Origin of the sequence: Chondromyces crocatus, assembly GCF_001189295.1 — a bacterium.
Taxonomy (GTDB): Bacteria; Myxococcota_A; Polyangia; order Polyangiales; family Polyangiaceae; genus Chondromyces; species Chondromyces crocatus.
In genome coordinates this window covers 9,579,640-9,599,217 of sequence record NZ_CP012159.1, presented here as the reverse complement: position 1 = coordinate 9,599,217, position 19,578 = coordinate 9,579,640, and the positions used below count along the sequence as shown (strand labels likewise).

The following is a 19,578-nucleotide window of genomic DNA, read 5'->3' as shown; positions in this document are numbered from 1 at the left end:
GCAGCATGAACCACTGCATGGGACTGCGCGTGCTGGTCACGTTCGTCGTGGCCTTGTTGCTGGCGGGAGGAGCACTCGGCGTGCTGGGCTGCGCCTCGACCGACGAGCTATCGGGCAACGCCGCAGACCTCATCCGAACACGATTCCCCGCGCACGCTGCGGAGGTGCTGGGCACCGGCACCGACGACCCGCCCATCCCGACCGAGGCTGGCTTCGCCCTGGGCTTCCCAGGTCCGAACGGTACCTGGCAGCGCATCCGCGCGCGGCTGCCCCGAGACGGTAGCGAATGGCTCGAACTCGAAGGCTCTGGCGGCTTCTCGATCCGGGTGCGGGAGGTGGGCGCCACCGGCTCTGGCGAGGTCGTCGACGGCGCGGTGAGCTACCGGAGAGCGGGGGGAGCGAGCTTCTGGCGTGCGGCTGCCGGCGGGGTCGAGGAATGGTTGCTGATGGGGACTGACGCCGATACGGCAAGAGCCCCGGCACGCGAGGCCGAGGTGACCTGGCAGATCGAGGGAGCGACCCCGCGACAGCGTGACGAGGCCGTGGAACTGGTGGACGACGAGGGCAGAGCGCGGCTGCGCGTGACGGCGCCGCGGGCGTTCGGACGAGAGGATCAACCGATCGGGGTGCGGCTCGAAGCTCGTGGCGAAGTGATTGCGCTGAAGGTCGAACCCACGGAGGGACCGGTGCTGGTGGACCCACTATGGCTTCTCCTGGATGGCATGAGCATGGCTCGGGAGTCCCATGCCGCCGCGTTGCTGGCCGACGGCCGTGTGCTCGTTACAGGAGGCCATGATGCCATTGGCCAACTACTGGCCAGCGCGGAGCTTTATGACCCGCTGACGGGGACATGGACATCCACGGGAGAGATGACGACGGAGCGACAGGCTCACACGGCGACGTTGCTGGGAGACGGCCGTGTGCTCGTGGTAGCGGGAGACCGCTACGGTTTCACGGAGCAGAGTGCGGAACTTTTCGATCCAGTGATCGGAGCATGGACGCCAGCGGGAACGCTGAGTGTCGGGCGAAGATGGCACACGGCGACGTTGCTTGGAAATGGCCGCGTGCTCGTGGTCGGGGGTGAGCGCAACGGTGGCATCGAGGCGACTGCGGAGCTTTATGACCCGGCGACCGGGGCATGGACGTCGACGGGAGCGATGAGCAGGGCACGGGTTCTTCACACGGCGACGCTGCTCGTGGACGGCCGCGTCCTCGTCGCAGGGGGCTATGGTGATAGTGGCATCGATGGGACCGCAGAGCTTTATGACCCGGTTACCGGGACATTCACCGTCACGGGATCCCTGACGGTGATGCGGTACGCTCACACGACGACACGCCTTGGAGACGGCCGTGTGCTTGTGGCAGGGGGTAAGAGCATCAATCACGACGAGGCAAGTGCGGAGCTGTATGATCCCGTGACGGGAGTATGGACCGCCACGGACGCGCTGAGCGTGGCGAGGAGTTATCATACGGCGACATTGCTGGGAGACGGGCGTCTTCTCGCGGCTGGCGGCCAAAGCAGTGAAGGGAGCGTCGAGGTGTATGACCCCTTGCTGGGTACATGGAGCCTTGCCCCGGCGATGAATTTCTCGCGAGATGCTCACACCGCCACACGACTTCCGAACGGTGGAATCCTCATCGTGGGGGACGTCGATTTGCCCATGGTCGAAGTGTACGTGCCATCGGCACCGAATCCATGGACGCCGACGGGCACGCCGAGCATCAGGCGGGCTTACCACACGGCGACATTGCTGGGAGATGGTCGTGTGCTCGTGGCAGGGGGCTGGAGCAACCAGGGTTATGAGCAGAGCGCGGAACTCTATGACCCCGTGGCGAAGCTATGGACCCTGATGGGCACGCCGAGTATCGCGCGGGCTTACCACACGGCGACATTGCTGGGAGACGGTCGTGTGCTCGTGGCAGGGGGCTGGAGCAACCAAGGTTATGAGCAGAGTGCGGAGCTGTTTGAGCCGGCGACCGGGGTATGGTCGTCGACGGGCACGCTGAACGTGGCGCGCTATGGGCACACGGCGACGTTGCTGGGAGGTGGTCATGTGCTCGTGGCCGGGGGCTGGAGCGGCCATGGTCATGAGCAGAGCGCGGAACTGTATGACCCAGCGACCGGGGTATGGTCGCCGACGGGCACGCTGAGCGTGGCGCGGGCTGCTCACACGGCGACGTCGCTGGGAGGTGGTCGTGTGCTCGTGGCCGGGGGCTGGAGCGGCCATGGTCATGAGCAGAGCGCGGAACTGTATGACCCAGCGACCGGGGTATGGTCGCCGACGGGTACGCTGAGCGTGGCGCGGGCTACTCACACGGCGACGTCGCTGGGAGGTGGTCGTGTGCTCGTGGCAGGGGGCTGGAGTCTAAGTGACCATGAGAAGAGCGCGGAGCTGTACGATCCCGTCATGGGAGCATGGACGCTGACAGGTTCGCTCAACGTGGCGCGGGCTGACCACACGGCGGCGTTGCTGGTCGACGGCCGTGTGCTCGTAGCAGGAGGGGTGGGTGCTGGAGGCGCGCTCGCGAGTGCGGCCATCTACGATCCCGTTACCGCCCTCTGGTCTCCGGAGGGGACGCTGTTCAACGGGCGCTATCAGCATACCGCGACGCCATTGAATGACGGCACTGTGCTCGTGACGGGTGGCGATTCGAACACGGGTGTCGTCGCCAGCGCCGAGCTCCATGGCGGTTACCCCCTCGGTGCACCTTGCGCTCCCGGGCTCGCATGCCTCTCCGGCTTCTGCGTCAACGGTGTCTGCTGCGACGCTGCTTGCACCGGCCCCTGCACCGCTTGCACCGCGGCGATGAAGGGCAGTGGCGCCGATGGTCATTGCGGCCCCATCCGGGCCGGTACCGACCCGAAGGACGCCTGCCCCTCCGACAACACCCCGTGCGGCGATACGGGCCTGTGTGACGGTGCTGGCGCCTGCCAGAAGCGCCCTCAGGGCACCCCCTGCGGGGGGACCTCGTGCGCCCCACCCAACCATGTTCAGTCCCTCCAGTGCGATGGCCTCGGCACCTGCGCCAGCGCCCTCCAGTCCTGCGGCGCCTATCTCTGCGCGAGCGGCGCTTGCCGTTCCTTCTGCGCCACCGACCCGCAGTGCAGCGACGACGCTCACTGCATGCCGAACGGCACCTGCCTCCCCGACAAGCCCCTCGGCGCCACGTGCATCCTGCCCAAGGAATGCGCGAGCCAGGCCTGCCTTGCTGGCGTCTGCGCCCTCGACGCCGACGACGACGGCATCCCGGACGCGCTCGACAACTGCCCCCTCGTCCCCAACACCTCTCAGGTCGACAACGACGGCGACGGCCTGGGCGACGCCTGCGACCCCGACGACGACAACGACGGCATCCTCGACGCTGCCGACAATTGCCCTCTCGTCCCGAACCCGGACCAGGCCGACATCAACGGCGACGGCATCGGCGACGCCTGCGATTGCAACAACCCCCCCAAGCCAGACGGCTTCGCCTGCGACGACGGCAATGGCTGCACGCTGACGGACACCTGCCAGAATGGCGTCTGCGTCGGTCGTGACCCCTTCATCTGCACCCAGCCCGATCCTCTGGCCTGCCGCTTTGCCATTTGCGAGCCGGCCACGGGCTCTTGTGCGCATCTGATCAAGATCGAGGGCTCCCCCTGTCCCGAAGGCGAGTGCATCGCCGGCGGCTGCTTCACGGGTCAGGTCCCCGGCACCTCCCCGACTGGCAGCGGCGGTGACTCTTCCGGGGTTGGCGGCAATGCCGAAGGGGGCGCTTCGTCCACCACCACGAGCGGCTCCACGGGCACGGGCGGTGCACCGCCTTCAAATGACCTCCGCGGCGACGCCTCTTCTCACCTCCACGGCAATGGCTGCGCCGTGACATCCAGCGCCAATGGGGACCCCTCAGGTGGAATGACACCTTGGTTGCTCGCTGGCATCGCTGGGCTTGCGGCGCGTCGCCGTCGGACTTCTCGCCAGGCTCCCAAGCTGACACCTCGGCAGCATCGTACGACCACCATCCACGCGGCTCGCCCTCGGGGCACGGCGTCACCCCTCTGAGCGACGAGCCTCCGCCACCCCTGCATTGGCTCTTGTCGACCCGACGGTTCCCTGGCTCGATGGGTCATGGGAACCTCGGAGTAGCCATGCCTGTTGCCGATGAAGTGAAGGCGATCCTTGCGGAGATCGAGGCGCTTGGCGCCCGGGTGAAGCTCGACGAGCCCAGCACCGATGCGGAGATCGTCGCAGCAGAAGCCCATCTCGGCTTCGACCTCCCGGAGGAATACAAGGAGTTCTTGCGTGAGATTGGCGGCGTCTCGATCGAAGCGAGGCGGACCTGGTTCTTCTACGGCTTGCCCGAGAAGGCAGACATCAAGGCGCTCTACGTCAAGGAGTTCGACGCCTTCCGTGGCGGGGAAGGAGGCGGCGCCTACTATCCCGCGCGCTTCATGGTGGTCCACGATGAGGGCGATTTCAGCAACGCCGCAGAGGGCTTCGTCTGGGATGGTGACCTCGGTCATCTGCGTGCAACGGCGGGCGGCGATTGCATCGAGAGGTCGGAGTTCCTGGTGGAAGGCTACTGGGCGTTTCTCTCGGACCAGCTCGAAGAGATCCGAGACAGGATTGCTGAAGAGGGCGGTTGACGTCATGCGAGGTGGCGGAGGGCGTCAGCCATGCCACCTCCGTCATGCGTCGAGCCGCAGTGGGTGAGAGAGCGGCACCTTCGTCCCTCTGCGGGGTCCCGAACGGGAGCAAGAGCGCGCGCTCCCGGAAAAACGCGTTTCGACATTGTTCAACCGCGCGCGAACCCTTTGGCGCGCCGTTTCGACATTGTTCAACGTCGCCGGAACCCTTTGGCGCGCCGTTGCAACCTCTCTCAACGTCGCTCGCGCCTCTTCTGGCGACATTGCGACATTGTTCAACGTCGCCGGAACCCTTTGGCGCGCCGTTGCAACATCTCTCAACGTCGCCCGCGCCGCTTCCCGCGCCGTTGCAACATCTCTCAACGTCGCCCGCGCCGCTTCCCGCGCCGTTCCCACATGGTGCAACGCCGTCAGCGCGGATCTCACCTCATTCCGTCCCCGCGCACTTCGTTGCGCACCACCAACCCGCGCATTTCTCTTCCTCTCACCCACATCATCTGACCTGTGTTCGAGGCTTCTCCACGGAATTGCTCGGCTTTTTGGCTGCAATGTCGCCATTGACCATCCCGTTGCGTCGAAATCTTGCTACTCCACGGTGAAATCGACCTCGACACCTTGCGTACAATTTTTCGCGCTCTACCTTCCTGCGCATCACCCCGTGCGGCGGGTTCGCTGCACTTCAGGAGGAGACCCATATGCGCCGTTTGCGCGATATCGATGGCAATTCCACGCACCGTCGTCATGCCCGCTTTCATATGGCGAGGTGTCGACGAGGGGGAGCGATTCACAGCACCCTTCGCAATGAAATGGTTCCGCTTTTCAATCAGCTCAAGGCCCTCGAACGCGACCGAGAGGACGCGAGCGACCTCGCGGTCGACGCGCTCGCCGAGGTCTACGGTGCCGAGGATGTCCTCGAAAACTGCGTTCGCGACCTCGACGCCGCGGCCGCGGCCGTGGACCGGCAGAACCCCAGCTTGACCGTGCAGCGCACCATCTTCCCGAGCGGGTATGGCGCCGACATCAAGCGAGACGGCAATGCACAGCTCAATGCGCTCACGCCGCTCAGGGTGCGCGCTCAGCCCTTCGCGGTGGCGCATCCGGGCATCGCGGCGGCGCTCACGGCGATCGACGCGGCGGAGGCGGCGTTCAAAGCGGCGCTCGCGGCGCGCGTCACCGCGGATGGCGAGGCGGCGCGCACGTTCGCCGAGGAGCTGGAGGGGCGCCGGGCCGTCCGGCAGCAGCTCGACAGCGCGTATGGTCGGCTGCGAGACCACTACAAGGCGCGCCCGGCGCTGGCGGAGCGGTACTTCCTGAAGGCGGGGACGAGCCGCGCGAAGAAGGTCGGGTCGAAGCCGGTGGCGCCGTCGCCGGAGACGACGCCTGGGCGGGAGCAGGGCGCCGGGTGTGAGGCGCCGCAGACCGAGGCGGCGTCCCTGTCCGAGGAGGCGTCTGCGCGTCAGGTGGTGGCTGCCGCGTCCTCCGAGGGGGCGGCGGCGTCGGACGGGAAGTCCGCGCGTGGGCGTCTCGCCAGGGCGACGCGGGGCGTGACCGAGGTGGCTTCCGCGACGTGACGTCGAGGCCGCGCAGGCTGCCGTGAGTCCAGGACCCTGTGCCGTCACGGATCCGGCTCGGCTTGCGCGGCCTTCTTCTCCAGGGGGCGACATCTCCGTGCGGCCGAACGCCTTGCCGCCGCTCTGCACACGCTCCGCCGTCGTCACGCCTCACGGGGGACGCTTCCGGAGGAGCGCACTCAGCAAGGCTGCGGCTCGTCATCGACCTCCCGCCCATCCGCAGCTTCCCAGGCCATCCTCCCCCAGGTCGGCGGGCACCATCACCCAGCCCTGTCGGTGAAACGCCGCATCTCGGCTCGCGATGCGCTCCCTCGACCCTGGCCGTCACGCGATCGCTGAAACCCCTCCTTCGTTCGCCGGCCGTTTCGATGCTGCGCCTGAAGGGGTTTCCCTAGGAGATTGACCGTACGTGTACGCCTGGGATGGTGGGCGGGCCTCGCGTGAACGACTCCCCGGGCACGCGCCTCCTCATCTCTCATGGGCACGCGCCTCGTTCATGGGCACGGCGCCTCCTCCTCATTCTTCTCCGAGCTCCCACGCACCTCCACGCGCCATCGAGCTGCCTCGGCGTCGTCATCCTCCACGCGCCTGCGTCCACGCGCTCGCATCTGCGTGCTCGACCCCACGTGCCGCCTCGTGGTGCGCCTGGCGTTGCGCTCGTTGCGCCCGGATCGCAGGGGGAATGGAGGTTTTCTGGCGGGGGCGTCGCGGGCGTGGTGCGCGGTGTTCGCAAGAACTGCGCGCATCACGGAAGGGGCTGGAGAACCTCGACGGCAGTTGGTACGGTGGCCTTCCGCGTCGCTCTGATGTCCGAACGTCACGCTGCTCCCCAGGTTCCGCTCGCTGTGCGCCGCTACGTGTTGCGCGCGATCGATGAGGTGCATCTTCCGCCGTTCAGTGGGTCGACGGTGCGGGGGGCGGTGGGGCGGGCGTTGCGTCGGCTGGTGTGTGCGACAAGGCAGCCGGTGTGCGATGGGTGCCCCGTGCGCGCGGCGTGCGCGTACGCGATGTTGCACGATGGGTTCACGCCGGCGGACCGGCCGAGTGGGTCGGGGGAGCATGCGCCTCCGCCGCTCTGGCTGCGGGACCTGGAGGATCGCCGGAAGATCGCGCCCGGGGAGTCGGTTGGTTTTTCGATGGTGGCGTTCGGTCCTGCAGTCGCTTCGCTGCCGTATGTGGACGAGGCGGTGCGCGGGCTGGGGCGCTCGGGGCTCGGGCGCGGGCGCGGCGCGGTGGCGCTGGTGGAGGCGCACGACGAGCAGCGGGATGGGTTCGGGTCGCTGGTCGACGCGCGGGTCTCTGCGCTCGAAGCGGCGGTCGATGCGGGCAAGTCGCTGCGGGTGTCGCTGCGGTCGCCGGTGTCGATCCGGCTGAAGGGGAAGGCGTGGGAAGACCCGGAACGGCCGAGGCCGAGCTGGGCGGAGCGGCTGCTCGGCGGGGCGGTGCGACGGCGGGTCGCGCTGGAGCGGCGGTGGTTGGATCTGGCGTCCGAAGAGGCGCCGCGGGTACCGCGGGTGATCGAGGATGCTGCGGGTCTGAAGGTGATGGAGGAGAACATCGAGGTCCGGCGGGTGAAGCGATTCAGCGCCTCTCAGGGGGCTCGGATGGAACTGCACGGGGTGGTCGGTGACATGCGGCTCGGCGGCGAGGGGCTGAAGGCAGCGTTGCCGTGGCTCGTTGCTGGTGAGCTGCTCAGCGTGGGCGCGGGCACCACCTTCGGGTTCGGCCGCATCGAGCTGGAGGCGGCATGACGGTGGGAGAGTTTCCGGTGGAGGTGCTGCGGGCTCAGGCCGCGGCGCACGTGGAGCAGCTCCGAGGCGCACTCGAAGGCGGCGGGGTGCTGGTGGCGGCCGAGCTGTCGGCGAGTCCGCCGCCGTTCCCCGAGGGCGCGAAGGTGCTGGCGTGGTCGCTGTCGCCCGCGCTGGCGAGGCGTGCGCGCACGGCGGCCGGGCTCGGTCCTGCGCACGTGCTGCACGCGACGGACGGGCGCATCGTGCTCGCGGTGCCGAAGGCGGCGCGCGAGGCCGTGGTGGAGTCGCTGCGGCGCGATGGGCGCGCGGTGCTCGACGCGACGGGTGACTCCGTGGCGGTCGACGTGGCGTGGCGCGATTTGCCCGAGGGCGCGCTGACCGAGAGCGGTGACGGCTCGGCGGTGGCGGCGCTGGATGCGCTGCTGGAGCGGGATCTCGGGCAAGCCCGGCTGCGGCGCGCCGAGGGCGTGGCGGCCGGGTTCTGGACGCCAGAGGCGCCTTCGCCCGAGGGCATGCGCGAGCTGCTGGAGCAGCCGGAGCTGGCGTTCGCGCAGCAAGGGCTGGAGCAGTTTCTGCGGCCGGAGGCGGACACGGCGGAGGTGCGCGCGGCCGACGCGCGGGCCGCGGTGGATCGGCAACGGTCAGGGGCGCCGCTCGCGGTGGCGCGGCTCGACCTCGACGCGATGGGGCGTGCGCTCCGCGCGGTCGCGGAGGGCAAGGACGGGCTGACCGGGCTGCGCGACAGGTTCGCGCTGCTGGCGGCCATCCAGGTGGCCCGGGCGAAGGTGCGTGATGTGCTGGCGCAGCGCGACGCAGGCCCGGAAAGCGAGGCGCCGGTCGGCGCGGGTGGTGCTGAGAGCGCGGTGAGCGAAGGGGGTGCTGGCGGTGCGGCCGTCGCGGGTGGCGCTGGAAGCGCTGCTGGTGAGGGCGGTGCCGGGAGCGTCGCAGGTGACGCCGGGAGCGCCGCAGGGGACGCCGGTGGGGCTGGTAGCGCGGGCGGCGCTGGAAGCCAGGGGGTCGTCGGGGGTGAAGCGAGCCCGGGCGAGGCGAGCGTGGCTGGGCTCGACATCGGCCGAACGGATGCTTCGCTGATCACGCTGCCCGGGGGCGATCTGCTGCTCCTGGCACCCTGGCCGGAGATCCTGGGCGTGGTGGTCGCGGTGCGCGACACGATGGTGCCCTACCTGGTGGAGGTGGTGCGCGCGCTCGGTGGTGATCGGGCGGCGCGGCAGGTCGATCTGTCGGCAGGGGTCGCCGTGGGCGCACCCGGTGCGCCGCTGGCGACGCTCGTGGAGCTGGCGGAGATGGAGCTCCGGCGGGCCAAGGGGGCGCGTCACACGCGGCACGGGGAGCGCCGGAAGGCGGCACTGTCGTGCCGTGGGATCGCGGTGGGCTGGGACGATCTGCGGGGCGCGGTGCCGCTGGGGCGTGCGCTGGGCGATGCGATCGCGACAGGGCAGGCGCCGAAGGGGCTGCTGCGGCGGCTGTTCGGGCTGCATGCGCTGTGGCGCAAGTCGGAGCAGGCCCTCGAGGCCGGGGCGGCGCGGACGGCTGCAGAAGCCAGCAAGCGGCGCTGGCTCTGGGCGTTCCAGCTCGGGCAGCGCAGCGCGGCGGTGAAGGGGGGCGGCGAGGTGACGACGATCGTGAAACGGCTGGCGCGGCTCGCGCTGGACAATGTGGATGACGGGGCGCCGGGGGCGCCGCGCAAGACGGAGCAGGACGCAGCGGCGTGGCTGGGGCTGGTGGCGGAGATCGCTGCGGAGCGGGCGCGGGCGCGCCGGGAGGAGCGTGGATGAACGGCGGCAAGGACAGGGAGCAAGAAGGCAGGAGGGGGCCCGCGCAGGGAGAATCCCGGCCTGCGTTCGGTAAAGGTGGCGGGCCCCGGCCGCAGCACGGCGGGCAGGGTGGGCCTCACGGAGGGCATGGGCCTCACGGAGGGCATGGGCCTCACGGAGGGCATGGAGGGCCGCGGGGTCCTCGGCCGTTCGGCGAGGGGCCGGGCCGTGGGCCGCGTCCGCAAGGCGAGGTCGGCGGTCGCGCGGCCGAGGGGCCGCACGGCTGGGTGCGCGAGGTGTTCGAAGGGAACTACCGGCGGCTCGATCAAGAGGCGCGGCGGTTCGGGGAGCGGCTCGGCAGCGAGGCGGCGCGGGCGCAGCTCCGGGCAGTCTTCGGTGCGGTGCGGCGGGTGCTGTCGTTGACCGGGGACGAGCGAGGGCGGGAGCTGGCGATGCTCCGGCCGCGGCTCGCTCACGCCGCAGGGCGCGCGGAGGGGCTGGAGCCGCTCCGCGAGGCGCTGGTGGAGGCGACGCGGATCGTCGAGGAGCAGCCCGAGGTGCGGGCGCGGTTCCTGCTGGACTTCGTGGAGGCGGTGCTCTGCTACGCGACGGAAGGGCGTCGGGGGCAGGGGGCACCGCGTCCGCCGCGAGAGCCGAAGGAAGGCCAGGCGAAGGGGGAGCGCGGCGAGCGCGGCGAGCGTGCCGAACGCGGTGAGCGCGGCGAGCGTCGTGAAGGCGGCGAGCGTGGCGAGCGCGGTGAGCGTGGCGAGCGCGGTGAGCGTCGCGAAGGGGCCGAGGGCGGTGAGCGCCCGGAGGGGGAGCGGCGGGAAGGCAGGCGTCGGGATCGGCGGTCGCGTGACAAGGCGGCTGCTGGGGCTGGTGCCGATGCTGGGCAGAGCGCGGAGGCCGTGAGCGCCGAGGCTTCGCAGGAGACTGCGGGAGCGTCGGAGGCCGGGGCATTCGTCGGTGGGGAAGGTTCGTCGTCGGGGTCTGCGGCTTCGTCCGCGGCGCCGGTCGCTCCGGGTGGGGCGGCGGGTGACGAGGGAGCGACCAGGGAGAACGCAGGGGGCGATGCCCCCGCATTGGACCAGGCGAAGTCGTCGTCCGAGGAGTCGTCGTCATGACGTGGGGCATGCTGGAGAAGGTCTTTCTGCGGGGGACGATCACGACGCTCACTGGCCTGCGGGTCGGAGGGAGCGAGCAGGGGCTCGACGCGGCAGCGCTCGAGAACCTGGTGGTGCGTCACGCGCTGCTGGATGAGCCGTACATCCCGGGGTCGTCGCTGCGGGGGCGGATGCGCTGCCTGCTGGAGCGGCTGCAAGGGATTGCAGGGCCGCCGGCCGGGGACGGGATCGGGTTCGGTCCGGCCGACGATCCGGTGCATCCGCTGGTGCAGCTCTTCGGGATGGCGTCGAAGGACGGGGCCGGGATGCCGTCGCGGGTGATGGTGCGCGACGCGCTCCTGACGGCGGAGAGCCGCAAGCGGCTGGGTCGGCTGCGCGGGGTGCTGCCGATGACGGAGACGAAGGCCGAGGCGATGATCGACCGGGTGACGGCCGCAGCGACGGCGCGCACGGTGGAGCGGTTGCCGGCAGGGGCAGAGCTGCGCTTCGAGCTGGTGCTCGACGTGCGGGCGCTGCCGGAGCGTCAGGTGGCGGTGGTCAGCGAGGTGCACGTGGCCGAGGCGACGGGCGCGGCGGCAGAGCCGACGGCGCAGGTGCCGGGGCAAGCGCTGCCGGCGGCGTGGCTTCTGGAGGTGCAGCGCGCGAGCCGGAGCGAGGAGAACGGGTGGGGGCGCGACGAGGATCTGCGCTGGCTTTTGACCGGGCTCGATCTGATCCAGGACGACGCGATCGGTGGGCACGGGTCGCGTGGGTACGGTCGGGTGAAGATCCGGCTGGACGGGGTGACGCACCGGACGCGCGACGACTACCTGCAAGGGCGGCCGGAGCACGCGCTGGAGGGGCTCGCAGAGGAGCTGTCGGCGCGGGTCAAGGACATCAACCAGCGGGGGGAGCGCGAGCTGCAGGAGATCCTCGCGTCACTCCCGGCGATCGAGGCTTCGCGTTGAGCTTCTACCGCGCCTTCTACCTCCGCTTCCTCGCGCCGGTGCGCGTGTCCGCCGGCGGAGCCGGTGAGGCCGCCGCTGCGCCGGATCTGCCGTCGGACTCCCTCTCGGCCGCGCTCGTGGTGGCGGCGGCCGAGCTGGGTGGCGAGCGGATACCGCCCAGGGAGATGGACGAGCTGGCGCGCGAGCCGCCCTGGGTGGTGTCGTCGCTGCTTCCGTGGGTCGGGCTCGGGGGGCGTCCGGTGCGCTTCGTGCCGCGGCCCGTGGATCGGCGGTTCGGTGATCCCAGGGGCACGAAGCCCAGCGGGGGGCGCCGCGACGAGCGGAGCTGGGCCGATGTGGGGTACGTGTCGGTCGATCTGTTGAACGATCCGCTGGCGACGCCGCCGCGATCACGCTGCGGGACGCTGGCGGCGACGCCGCGCGAGGCCGGGGACGAGCTGCAGCAGGTGCAGTGGCGTCGGGTGATCGAGCGAGGTCGGTCGACGGTGGATCGGGTGAGCGGGGTGGCCGCGCCGTTCCACCTGGGCGAGCTGGGGCTCGGCGCCGGGGCGCAGGCTGGGGCCTGGGTGGCGGTGCGCACGGAGCGCGAGGACCGGATGCAGTTCGTGCGGGTGCTGCTGCACTACCTGGCAGACTGCGGGATCGGGGCGGACCGGGCGCGAGGGCTGGGGCGCTTCGAGGTGGTGCACGAGGGCGCGCTGACGGTCGAGGAGGGCGAAGAGGCGGGGCGGTTGCGGGTGCTGCTCGGGTACGCGTCGCCAGACCGCTGGCTGGAGAGCGCGCTGGAGGAGCCAGAGGCGCGTTACAGCGTGGTGCGGCGGGACGGTCGCGCGCACGGGGCGCTGGGCGGGCTCGGCGTGCAGCGGAAGAGTTTGCGCTTGCTGGCGCCCGGCGCGGTGTTGCCGGATCGAGGCGTGCTGGTGGGGCAGACGCGCGACGTGACGCCAGAGGGCTTCACGGAGCACCGGATCTACCGCGACGGTCGCACGCTGGCGTGGCCGCTCGCGAGGAGGGCCTGATGCACGCGCAGGCGGCGGAGGAGCGCGGCGGGATGGTGGAGATCGTGTGGCACCTGGAGGTGCTCACGCCATTGCACGTGGGCTCGGGCGAGGGGGTGCTGATCAAGGGCATCCACGCCGCGTCGGTCGACGGGGTGACATTCGTCCTCGACCTGGATCGGCTGTGCGCGGCGCTGCCGCGCGAGGCATGGGACACGCTGGCCTCGGCAGGGTTCGCGGCGGTGATCGGGGAGATCCCGCTCCGCTCGGTGCAGCGCTACGCGGTGCGCGGTGAGCTGCAAGGGCCGGCCGGGGTGGCGCGCTTCCGGCCCTTCGCGCGGGATGGCTTCGGGCGACCCTACGTGCCGGGATCGACGCTGAAGGGGGCCATCCGGACGGCGCTCCTGGGTGTCCTGGTGGAGCAAGCCCCGCCCGCGCGCGACGCGCTGCGGGCCGCCGCGGAGCTCCGCGATGACGCTCCAGGGCTGTCGGTGGAGCGGAAGGCGCTGCGCGTGCGCACGGGCGAGGCCGTGGACGATCTGCTGCGGCACCTCTACGTGCCCGACGTGCTGGTGCCCCCGGCGGCGATGGAGCTGGTGGCGGTGAAGGTCGCCAGCATGGCCGAGGAAGGGCGCTGGGGCTGGAAGCAGCGGGGCCGTGCGAACGCGGAGGCGCCCGACCAGGAAGGCGTCGCAGAGACGGTGGTGGAGGCGGTGCGGCCCGGGACGGTGCTGCGCGTGCCGTTGCGTGTGGATGCCGCGAGGCTTCGGCCCACCGGCTTGCCGGCGCCTCGACGCCCGGTGCCTCCGGACTTCTCCGGCAACCGTGAGCTGCTGCTCGAAGGCCTTCTGCCTGCCGCGCGCGCGCATGGTCTGCGCGTGCTCGAGCCCGAGTCGGGCCTCTGGTCCGCGAGCCACGTCCATCCCCCTGCGGCCGAGGCCGTGGGCACCCTGCTGGAGCGAGCGCGCGGCACGACCTCGGAGGCGGTGCTTCCGGTGGGCTGGGGCATGGGCTGGCGCGGCGCGACCGGCGGACTCCTGGAGCGCCTCGACGAGAGCCTGCGGACGACCGACGCCGGCGCGGAAGACCCGCCAGTGCTCGCCGCCGCGAGGCCGACATACGCGCTGGGTCGGCGTGGATTCCCGGTGTTCCCCAAGTCGCGCCGCCTCGTGGACGCCACGACCCCGCTGGGCTGGATCAGCGTGCGCGCGTGGGAAGACGCCGACGCCATCACCCCGCTCACCGAAGGCGAGGTGCCGGAGGGCGTGCTGACTGGCGAGGCCCTCGAAGCCCATCGTCTGCCAGAGCGATCGCGTCATCGCCGCGAGGGCCGTCACGCCCTCGAACGCGGGGCGCGTGAACCCGGTGCAGAAGCCGAGCACGCTTCTGCCGAACCCGAGGGGACCTCGGAAGCCACCCGCGCCGAAGCTGCCGCAGCCGAGCTCGGCGAGGCAGGAGAAGCGCGCGCAGAAGGTGGAGGCACGACGAGGCCGCCCTGGGGTCAGAGACCTCCGCGCGAGCCCAGGCCACCGCGTGAAGGCGCGCCCTCCGAAGGTGGTCCGCGCGAAGGCGCTCCTCGCGAGGGAGGCCAGCGCGAAGGGGCTCCTGCGCGAGACCGTTCCGGCCCTCCGCCGGATCGCCGCCCCCGCGAAGGCGGACCGCCGCGGGAAGGCGGACCGCCGCGGGAAGGTGGACCGCCGCGCGAAGGTGGACCGCCTCGTGATCGGCCAGCACCCCGTGGTCCTGGCGGCCCTGGCGGCTTCGGAAGCTCGGGGGGGCCTCGCGGTGCCGGAGGCCCTGGCGGCGCGCGTGGTCCTGGAGGCTTTGGCGGTCCCAGTGGTTCCGGCGGACCTCGCGGTCAGCGCCCTGGCGATCGTCGCGACGACCGCTCCGGCCCGCCGCGGAAGTTCCCCACCCCCGCTGCGGCTCCCGCAGCCCGTGCCGGTGACCGCGTGAAAGCCACCCTCCTCGAAGAGAAGTCGAAGAAGGGCAAGTGGCGCGCACAGGTCGAGTCCGGCGCCATCGGCGCCATCGAGCCAGCCGGAGAGCCCGCGGACATCGCCGCCGGTCAGAGCGTCGAGCTGGTCGTGAAGAACGCCTCGATCCTCGGCCAGGACTGGACCTTCGTCTGGCCCAAGTTCGCCGAAGAACAAGCCGCCGCTGCTGCCAGCAAGGGCCGCAAGCGCTGACCGTTCGCTGACCCCGCGACCGCTTCCAGCACACTCCTCAGGCAACCCCAGCCCGCCCTGGAGCGGGCGTCCGTTGCTTGCGTCACCCAGTCGCTTCGGGCGCCCGTTGGTTCTGCATCCTCCACGTCTTCAATCGGAGTCGAAGCGTCACGGATCGTAGCGATGACGTCGTCAACCAGCGCTGAGTGGACGCAGCTCGTCGCGTCGTCATCCTCGGCATCGCGCTCGGGCGTCCGCGGACCACAGCCTGTTGAAGCAACGTAGATGGCGCGCGCATGAGAATCATGGCGGAGACCGATGGGCACAGCGTACGTGCTTCACGAGACGAAGCACGAGGGGCGATCGTCCAGGACCCTCGCGCTCATCCTGCCGCATGAAATCTTCGCGACGCGCATTCCCGAGGCGCGATGGGAGGCACTCCCTCATGATGCGGCGGCGAGTTAAACCGCCGCTTCATATGACGCGCGCGTCATGCACGGTTTTCGTCGATCCCTGGTGCAGGGACGCCAGACGTCCAGGCTGAGTCGGTCTGCGGTGACCCACACGCCGCGGCCAGCGGTTGCATGCTGAGATGGTCTCATGTGCCTGGAAGAGTGAGGAAGCCGTGTGGGGGATCGAAACCCTCGCTCACCACTTACCTCATCTCGAAAATCGTCATCGGCCTGCGGGGGCCTCGATGAGATGGGCAATGCGGGTGAGCGCGAGCGCATACCCCTGGCTCCCACAGCCAGAGATGACTGCCGACGCCACGGCCGACACATAGCTGTGCTGCCGGAAGGGCTCACGTTTGTGAATGTTGGAGATGTGCACTTCGAGGATGGGCCGAGAGTATGCCGCGAGCGCATCCATGATGGCCACGGACGTGTGCGTGTACGCCGCGGGGTTGATGACGATCCCTGCCGCCTCTTCACGGGCCGCATGAATCCAGTCGATCAAGACATGCTCCGCGTTGCTCTGCCGAAAGTCGACGCGCAGCCCGAGGCGCGACGCGGTGTCATGACAGAGGCGCTCGATGTCGGCGAGCGTCTCGCTGCCGTAGATCTCCTGCTGCCTCTTCCCGAGAAGGTTCAAGTTCGGCCCATTGAGGACGAACACCACCGGTGAAGGTCGAGGCTCAGCGCTCACGGTATCCCTCGTCCTCTGTCCGACCGCTCTGCAGACCCCAGCTCATGCGCTTCCCTCCTCGGCATCCTCGAAGAGGGATTGCTAGCAGCGAGATCGCGAGCCGCAAAGCGCATCCCATCCGCCAGCGTCTCGGGACGTGCAGGGCACAGAGCCGACCTGCTTCGAGACCCTGCACGAGCCCTTCCCAGCTCCCCTCGGTACTGCGTCGACGCGCCCGTTGAATCTCAGCCGTCCGAGCTTCCTCCCCCCGCCTCTCCGTCATTCCTCCCGCCGCCCTCTCCGTCCACCCCTTCCTCGACTCCCTCCAACCCGCCTCGCCTCCACGCCATCCCGCCCCCCGGGCACGCCGCAGTGCCTACACAGTCGACACGGCACGCCAGGTGCAGGACCAGAAAAATTGTGTCCCCCCGCCACGTGGAAGGTGCTGTGGGGAAGGAGGAAAACATGAAGTTCTCGAGCAAATTCGCGCTCCTTGGTGCAGCAACCCTTCTCATCACCGCCTGCGGTGCTGCTCCCCAGCAAGGTGCCGCTGAGCCTCGCATGGCCAAACCCGGGCCGAATGCTCAGTACACCGTCAAGTGGCCCCAGCCCATGCCTGGAGAGGATCGCTACATTCGCATGACACTCGGTCAGGATGTCGCCGAGCAATGCGAGTTCTCGCAGGCCCACTTTGCCTTCGATTCGTCGGAACCCCTGCCTCAGGAGCAGAAGCAGATCGTCGCCCTCGCCGACTGTTTGCGCCGCCCCTCGCTGGAAGGGGCGCAGATCCAGCTCATCGGTCGTGCGGATCCCCGCGGTGCACGGGACTATAACCAGCAGCTCGGCCTCCGGCGTGCCGAGCGCGTGAAGCAGATTCTCATGGCGCAGGGCATCCCCGAGGAGCGCTTCCTGACCGTGTCGAGTGGCGCGGATGAGGCCAAGGGGGGGAATGACCCGCTTTACTCGTACGGCTTCGACCGGCGCGTCGACATTCGCCTGCGTGCGACCCATGCCCCGGCGGGCGTCTCGGGACCGGCGTATCGGCCGTAGTCGCGCCTCTTCGATGAAGAGAGCCGGACCTTGCGGACGCAGCCCGTGACCGCGACGCTCCCTCCAGGGAAGAGGGACGACATCGCGGTCGCGTGCAGCGGCCGTGCGGAGCTGAGGACACGGCGCGGGCAGGCAGGATAGAGTGAGGGCCTACCCTCCATTGCGGCGAGGCCGCGGTGGGAGACCTTGCATGACGTCCTTTGCATGCTCCAGCCGTATCGAACGGGTCGTGATCTACGCTCGCGGCGCGCTCGTCACCCGTCGTGTAGAGCTGCCCGAATCGCTCCCAGAAGAAGCCTGTGACCTCGTCATCTCGGGGCTCACCCGCCTGGCCGAGCTGGGGTCGTTCCGGGCCGTGGTCGAGGGGGAGGGGCGAGAAGTGACGGGCGTTCAAGCGCGCGTCGTCCTCCCGCCGGAGCCGCCTCAGCCAGGATCGATCCAGGTGCGGCTGCGTGAGCTGGAGCTGGAGCGGCTCCGGTTCGAGCATGAGGGCGCGCAGCTCCGGTGGCGGCGGGATCTGCTCGGTGACATCTCGCTCTTCCCCGAACTCACCCGGCGGACCCGCCGTCTCGATCCTGGCGCCCGCGTCGAGGATGCACTGGCGGTCGGCTCGCTGGTGGCCGGGGAGGTCAAGGCGCTGGATGAGCGGATCGACGTGATCGATCGCGAGATGATGCGGCTGGAGCGGGAGGAGCAGCAACTGCACACCGCGCTGGCGCAGGCGTCGAGCGCGAGCCGCCGTGGGACGGCGCCGCCACAGACCGAGGTGCAGGTGCGGTTTGCGCCGGAGGGGGGAGGGCAGGGGAGCGGAGGCGCGCTGCTCCTCGAGTACGTCGTGCATGCTGCGCGCTGGTGGCCGGCGTATACGGCGCGGTTCTCGCGCGGGGCGTCGCGGGTCGCGTGGCACCTGGACGCGCTGGTGGCCCAGGCGTCGGGCGAGGACTGGGAGGGGGTGCGCCTCACGCTGTCCACGGCCGATCTCATCGAGGACACGCGCTTGCCGGAGCTCGGCTCGTTGCGCTTCGGCCGGGCGCAGGCGCCGCCACGGCGTGGCTACAGGCCTCCGCCGGAGGGGCTCGATGCGCTCTTCGAGGGGTACGATCGGTTCGCGAAGGCGCTCCCGCCGAGCGTGGCGGCCCAGATCGAGGGGAGGGGAGGGCCACCACCCCCGCCACCACGTCCCTCGTCGCTCCCGAAGCCCAGCGCAGGCGCGCCCCAGGTGGTGCCACGACTTGGTGGCGCTCCGATGAGGAGCCCGTCGGTCGACATGCCGGCGTCGTATGGCGATCTGGACGATATGGAGGGGGGAAGCGAACGGGAAGAGACCACCGCGACGCGCAACATGCCGTTGCCTCCGCCGCCTTCGCCTGCGTTTGGCGGTTCGGCGGCCCTGGAGAGCCCGGCGCCCAGGATGGCGGCGCCGCAAGCTGCGTCGCTCGCCATGCCCGCTGCGCCGATGCCGATGAAGAAATCGTCGGATGGGTTCAGAGCCTCTTCGCCGCCGCGTGGAGGACCGCCGCCGCCACCGCCACCGCCGCCAGCGCCACCGATGCCGCCTCCGCTTCCGGCGGAACCCGAGGGGATCGAGCCGACCGACGGGTGGATGGACTTCGACAGCTTGCGCATCGCCGCTGCGCTGGGGGGAGCACGGCGGGGGCGCCTGATCCGGCGCGTGGCCGGGGATGGACGGGAGCGGGAGCGCGCGAGAGACCTGATCGAGCAGCTCAAGGGCCCGCCGCGCACGCTGGATCCGCGGAGGGCACGCGGTCGGTTCGATCACGTCTACCAGACCGAGGGGACCTGTGACGTCCCCGGGAGCGGTACGACGCAACGGGTCACCGTCGCGGTCGCGGAGGCGGACGTCTCACCCCGCTTCGTGACCGTGCCGCGCGAGGTGGCCGAGGTGTACCGCGAGGCGGAGCTCAAGAATCCCTTCGAGGCGCCGTTGCTCGCAGGGGCCGTCGACATCTTCATCGACGGTGCGCTGCTCACGCAGTCCTCGATCAACGCGGTGGGGCGCGGCGGGATGCTCCGCGTGGGGCTCGGCGTCGAGGACCGGCTGCGGGTCGCGCGCAATGCCCGGGTGGAGGAGCAGACGGCAGGGTTGCTCGGAGGATCGCTCGCCGTGGAGCACGAGGTCACCATCGACCTGTCGTCGTCGCTGGGGCGGTCGGTCAGCGTCGAGGTCCTCGATCGCGCGCCGGTGACGGACGACAAGGATCTCGAGATCAAGCTGCTCGCGTCCCAGCCCAAGGCGGAGCCGTACGCCCAGGCCGACGTGGGGCAGCCGGTGCGGCGAGGGCTGCGCTGGTCGATCGAGGTGCCCGCGGGCGGCAAGGCGTCGGTGTCGTTCGGCTACCGGCTGACCCTCTCCGCGAAGAACGAGGTGGTCGGTGGGAACCGGCGGGAGTGAGCGCGTCGTGAGGATCCGTCGGACATCCC

At 70.3% G+C, this 19,578-nt stretch carries 12 protein-coding genes; 11 read left to right on the top strand and 1 reads right to left on the bottom strand.

Going from position 1 to position 19,578, the window contains the following annotated elements:
- The first annotated feature begins 17 nt into the window (after positions 1–17).
- From CMC5_RS34690 to CMC5_RS34650, 9 genes are all read left to right on the top strand, one after another.
- Positions 18–4,043, top strand: coding sequence for a thrombospondin type 3 repeat-containing protein (locus CMC5_RS34690; RefSeq protein ID WP_050434413.1), 4,026 nt, complete (start codon positions 18–20; stop codon positions 4,041–4,043).
- An 86-nt stretch (positions 4,044–4,129) separates the two neighbouring features.
- A complete protein-coding gene (locus CMC5_RS34685) occupies positions 4,130–4,627 on the top strand; it encodes an SMI1/KNR4 family protein (protein WP_050434412.1) in 498 nt (165 codons plus the stop codon).
- An 806-nt stretch (positions 4,628–5,433) separates the two neighbouring features.
- Positions 5,434–6,198, top strand: a complete 765-nt coding sequence (locus CMC5_RS34680; RefSeq protein ID WP_050434411.1) for a hypothetical protein — start codon at positions 5,434–5,436, stop codon at positions 6,196–6,198.
- An 845-nt stretch (positions 6,199–7,043) separates the two neighbouring features.
- On the top strand, positions 7,044–7,949 hold the full coding sequence (gene cas6, locus CMC5_RS34675; RefSeq protein WP_169796748.1) for a CRISPR system precrRNA processing endoribonuclease RAMP protein Cas6: 906 nt from the start codon (positions 7,044–7,046) through the stop codon (positions 7,947–7,949).
- Entirely contained in the window at positions 7,946–9,745 is a 1,800-nt protein-coding gene (locus CMC5_RS46705; protein WP_050434409.1) for a hypothetical protein, read from the top strand. The genes cas6 and CMC5_RS46705 overlap by 4 nt, the downstream gene beginning before the upstream one ends.
- Before the next feature lie 266 nt (positions 9,746–10,011).
- A complete protein-coding gene (gene csm2, locus CMC5_RS34665; protein ID WP_050434408.1) occupies positions 10,012–10,848 on the top strand; it encodes a type III-A CRISPR-associated protein Csm2 in 837 nt (278 codons plus the stop codon).
- Positions 10,845–11,795, top strand: coding sequence for a type III-A CRISPR-associated RAMP protein Csm3 (csm3, locus tag CMC5_RS34660; protein ID WP_050434407.1), 951 nt, complete (start codon positions 10,845–10,847; stop codon positions 11,793–11,795). Before csm2 ends, csm3 begins: the two co-directional genes overlap by 4 nt.
- Positions 11,792–12,814, top strand: coding sequence for a type III-A CRISPR-associated RAMP protein Csm4 (gene csm4, locus CMC5_RS34655; RefSeq protein ID WP_050434406.1), 1,023 nt, complete (start codon positions 11,792–11,794; stop codon positions 12,812–12,814). Before csm3 ends, csm4 begins: the two co-directional genes overlap by 4 nt.
- Complete coding sequence (locus CMC5_RS34650; protein WP_156339082.1) at positions 12,814–14,982, top strand: RAMP superfamily CRISPR-associated protein; 2,169 nt, start codon at positions 12,814–12,816, stop codon at positions 14,980–14,982. Before csm4 ends, CMC5_RS34650 begins: the two co-directional genes overlap by 1 nt.
- 654 nt (positions 14,983–15,636) lie before the next feature.
- Here CMC5_RS34650 and aroQ read toward each other — a convergent pair.
- Positions 15,637–16,107, bottom strand: coding sequence for a type II 3-dehydroquinate dehydratase (gene aroQ / locus CMC5_RS34645; RefSeq protein ID WP_050434404.1), 471 nt, complete (start codon positions 16,105–16,107; stop codon positions 15,637–15,639).
- A 444-nt stretch (positions 16,108–16,551) separates the two neighbouring features.
- Between aroQ and CMC5_RS34640 the strand changes: the two genes are divergently transcribed.
- On the top strand, positions 16,552–17,136 hold the full coding sequence (locus CMC5_RS34640; protein WP_050436310.1) for an OmpA family protein: 585 nt from the start codon (positions 16,552–16,554) through the stop codon (positions 17,134–17,136).
- 190 nt (positions 17,137–17,326) lie between these two features.
- The gene (locus CMC5_RS34635; RefSeq protein ID WP_050434403.1) at positions 17,327–19,549 is read left to right on the top strand and encodes a DUF4139 domain-containing protein; all 2,223 of its coding nucleotides are present in this window, start codon (positions 17,327–17,329) and stop codon (positions 19,547–19,549) included.
- The last annotated feature ends 29 nt before the right edge of the window (positions 19,550–19,578 follow it).

Coding starts and splice junctions, on each gene's coding strand:
- CMC5_RS34690 (WP_050434413.1), top strand. CDS start 18: ATGGGACTGCGCGTGCTGGTCACGTTCGTCGTGGCCTTGTTGCTGGCG.
- CMC5_RS34685 (WP_050434412.1), top strand. CDS start 4,130: ATGCCTGTTGCCGATGAAGTGAAGGCGATCCTTGCGGAGATCGAGGCG.
- CMC5_RS34680 (WP_050434411.1), top strand. CDS start 5,434: ATGGTTCCGCTTTTCAATCAGCTCAAGGCCCTCGAACGCGACCGAGAG.
- csm3 (WP_050434407.1), top strand. CDS start 10,845: ATGACGTGGGGCATGCTGGAGAAGGTCTTTCTGCGGGGGACGATCACG.
- CMC5_RS34635 (WP_050434403.1), top strand. CDS start 17,327: ATGACGTCCTTTGCATGCTCCAGCCGTATCGAACGGGTCGTGATCTAC.
- CMC5_RS34640 (WP_050436310.1), top strand. CDS start 16,552: ATGAAGTTCTCGAGCAAATTCGCGCTCCTTGGTGCAGCAACCCTTCTC.
- CMC5_RS46705 (WP_050434409.1), top strand. CDS start 7,946: ATGACGGTGGGAGAGTTTCCGGTGGAGGTGCTGCGGGCTCAGGCCGCG.
- CMC5_RS34650 (WP_156339082.1), top strand. CDS start 12,814: ATGCACGCGCAGGCGGCGGAGGAGCGCGGCGGGATGGTGGAGATCGTG.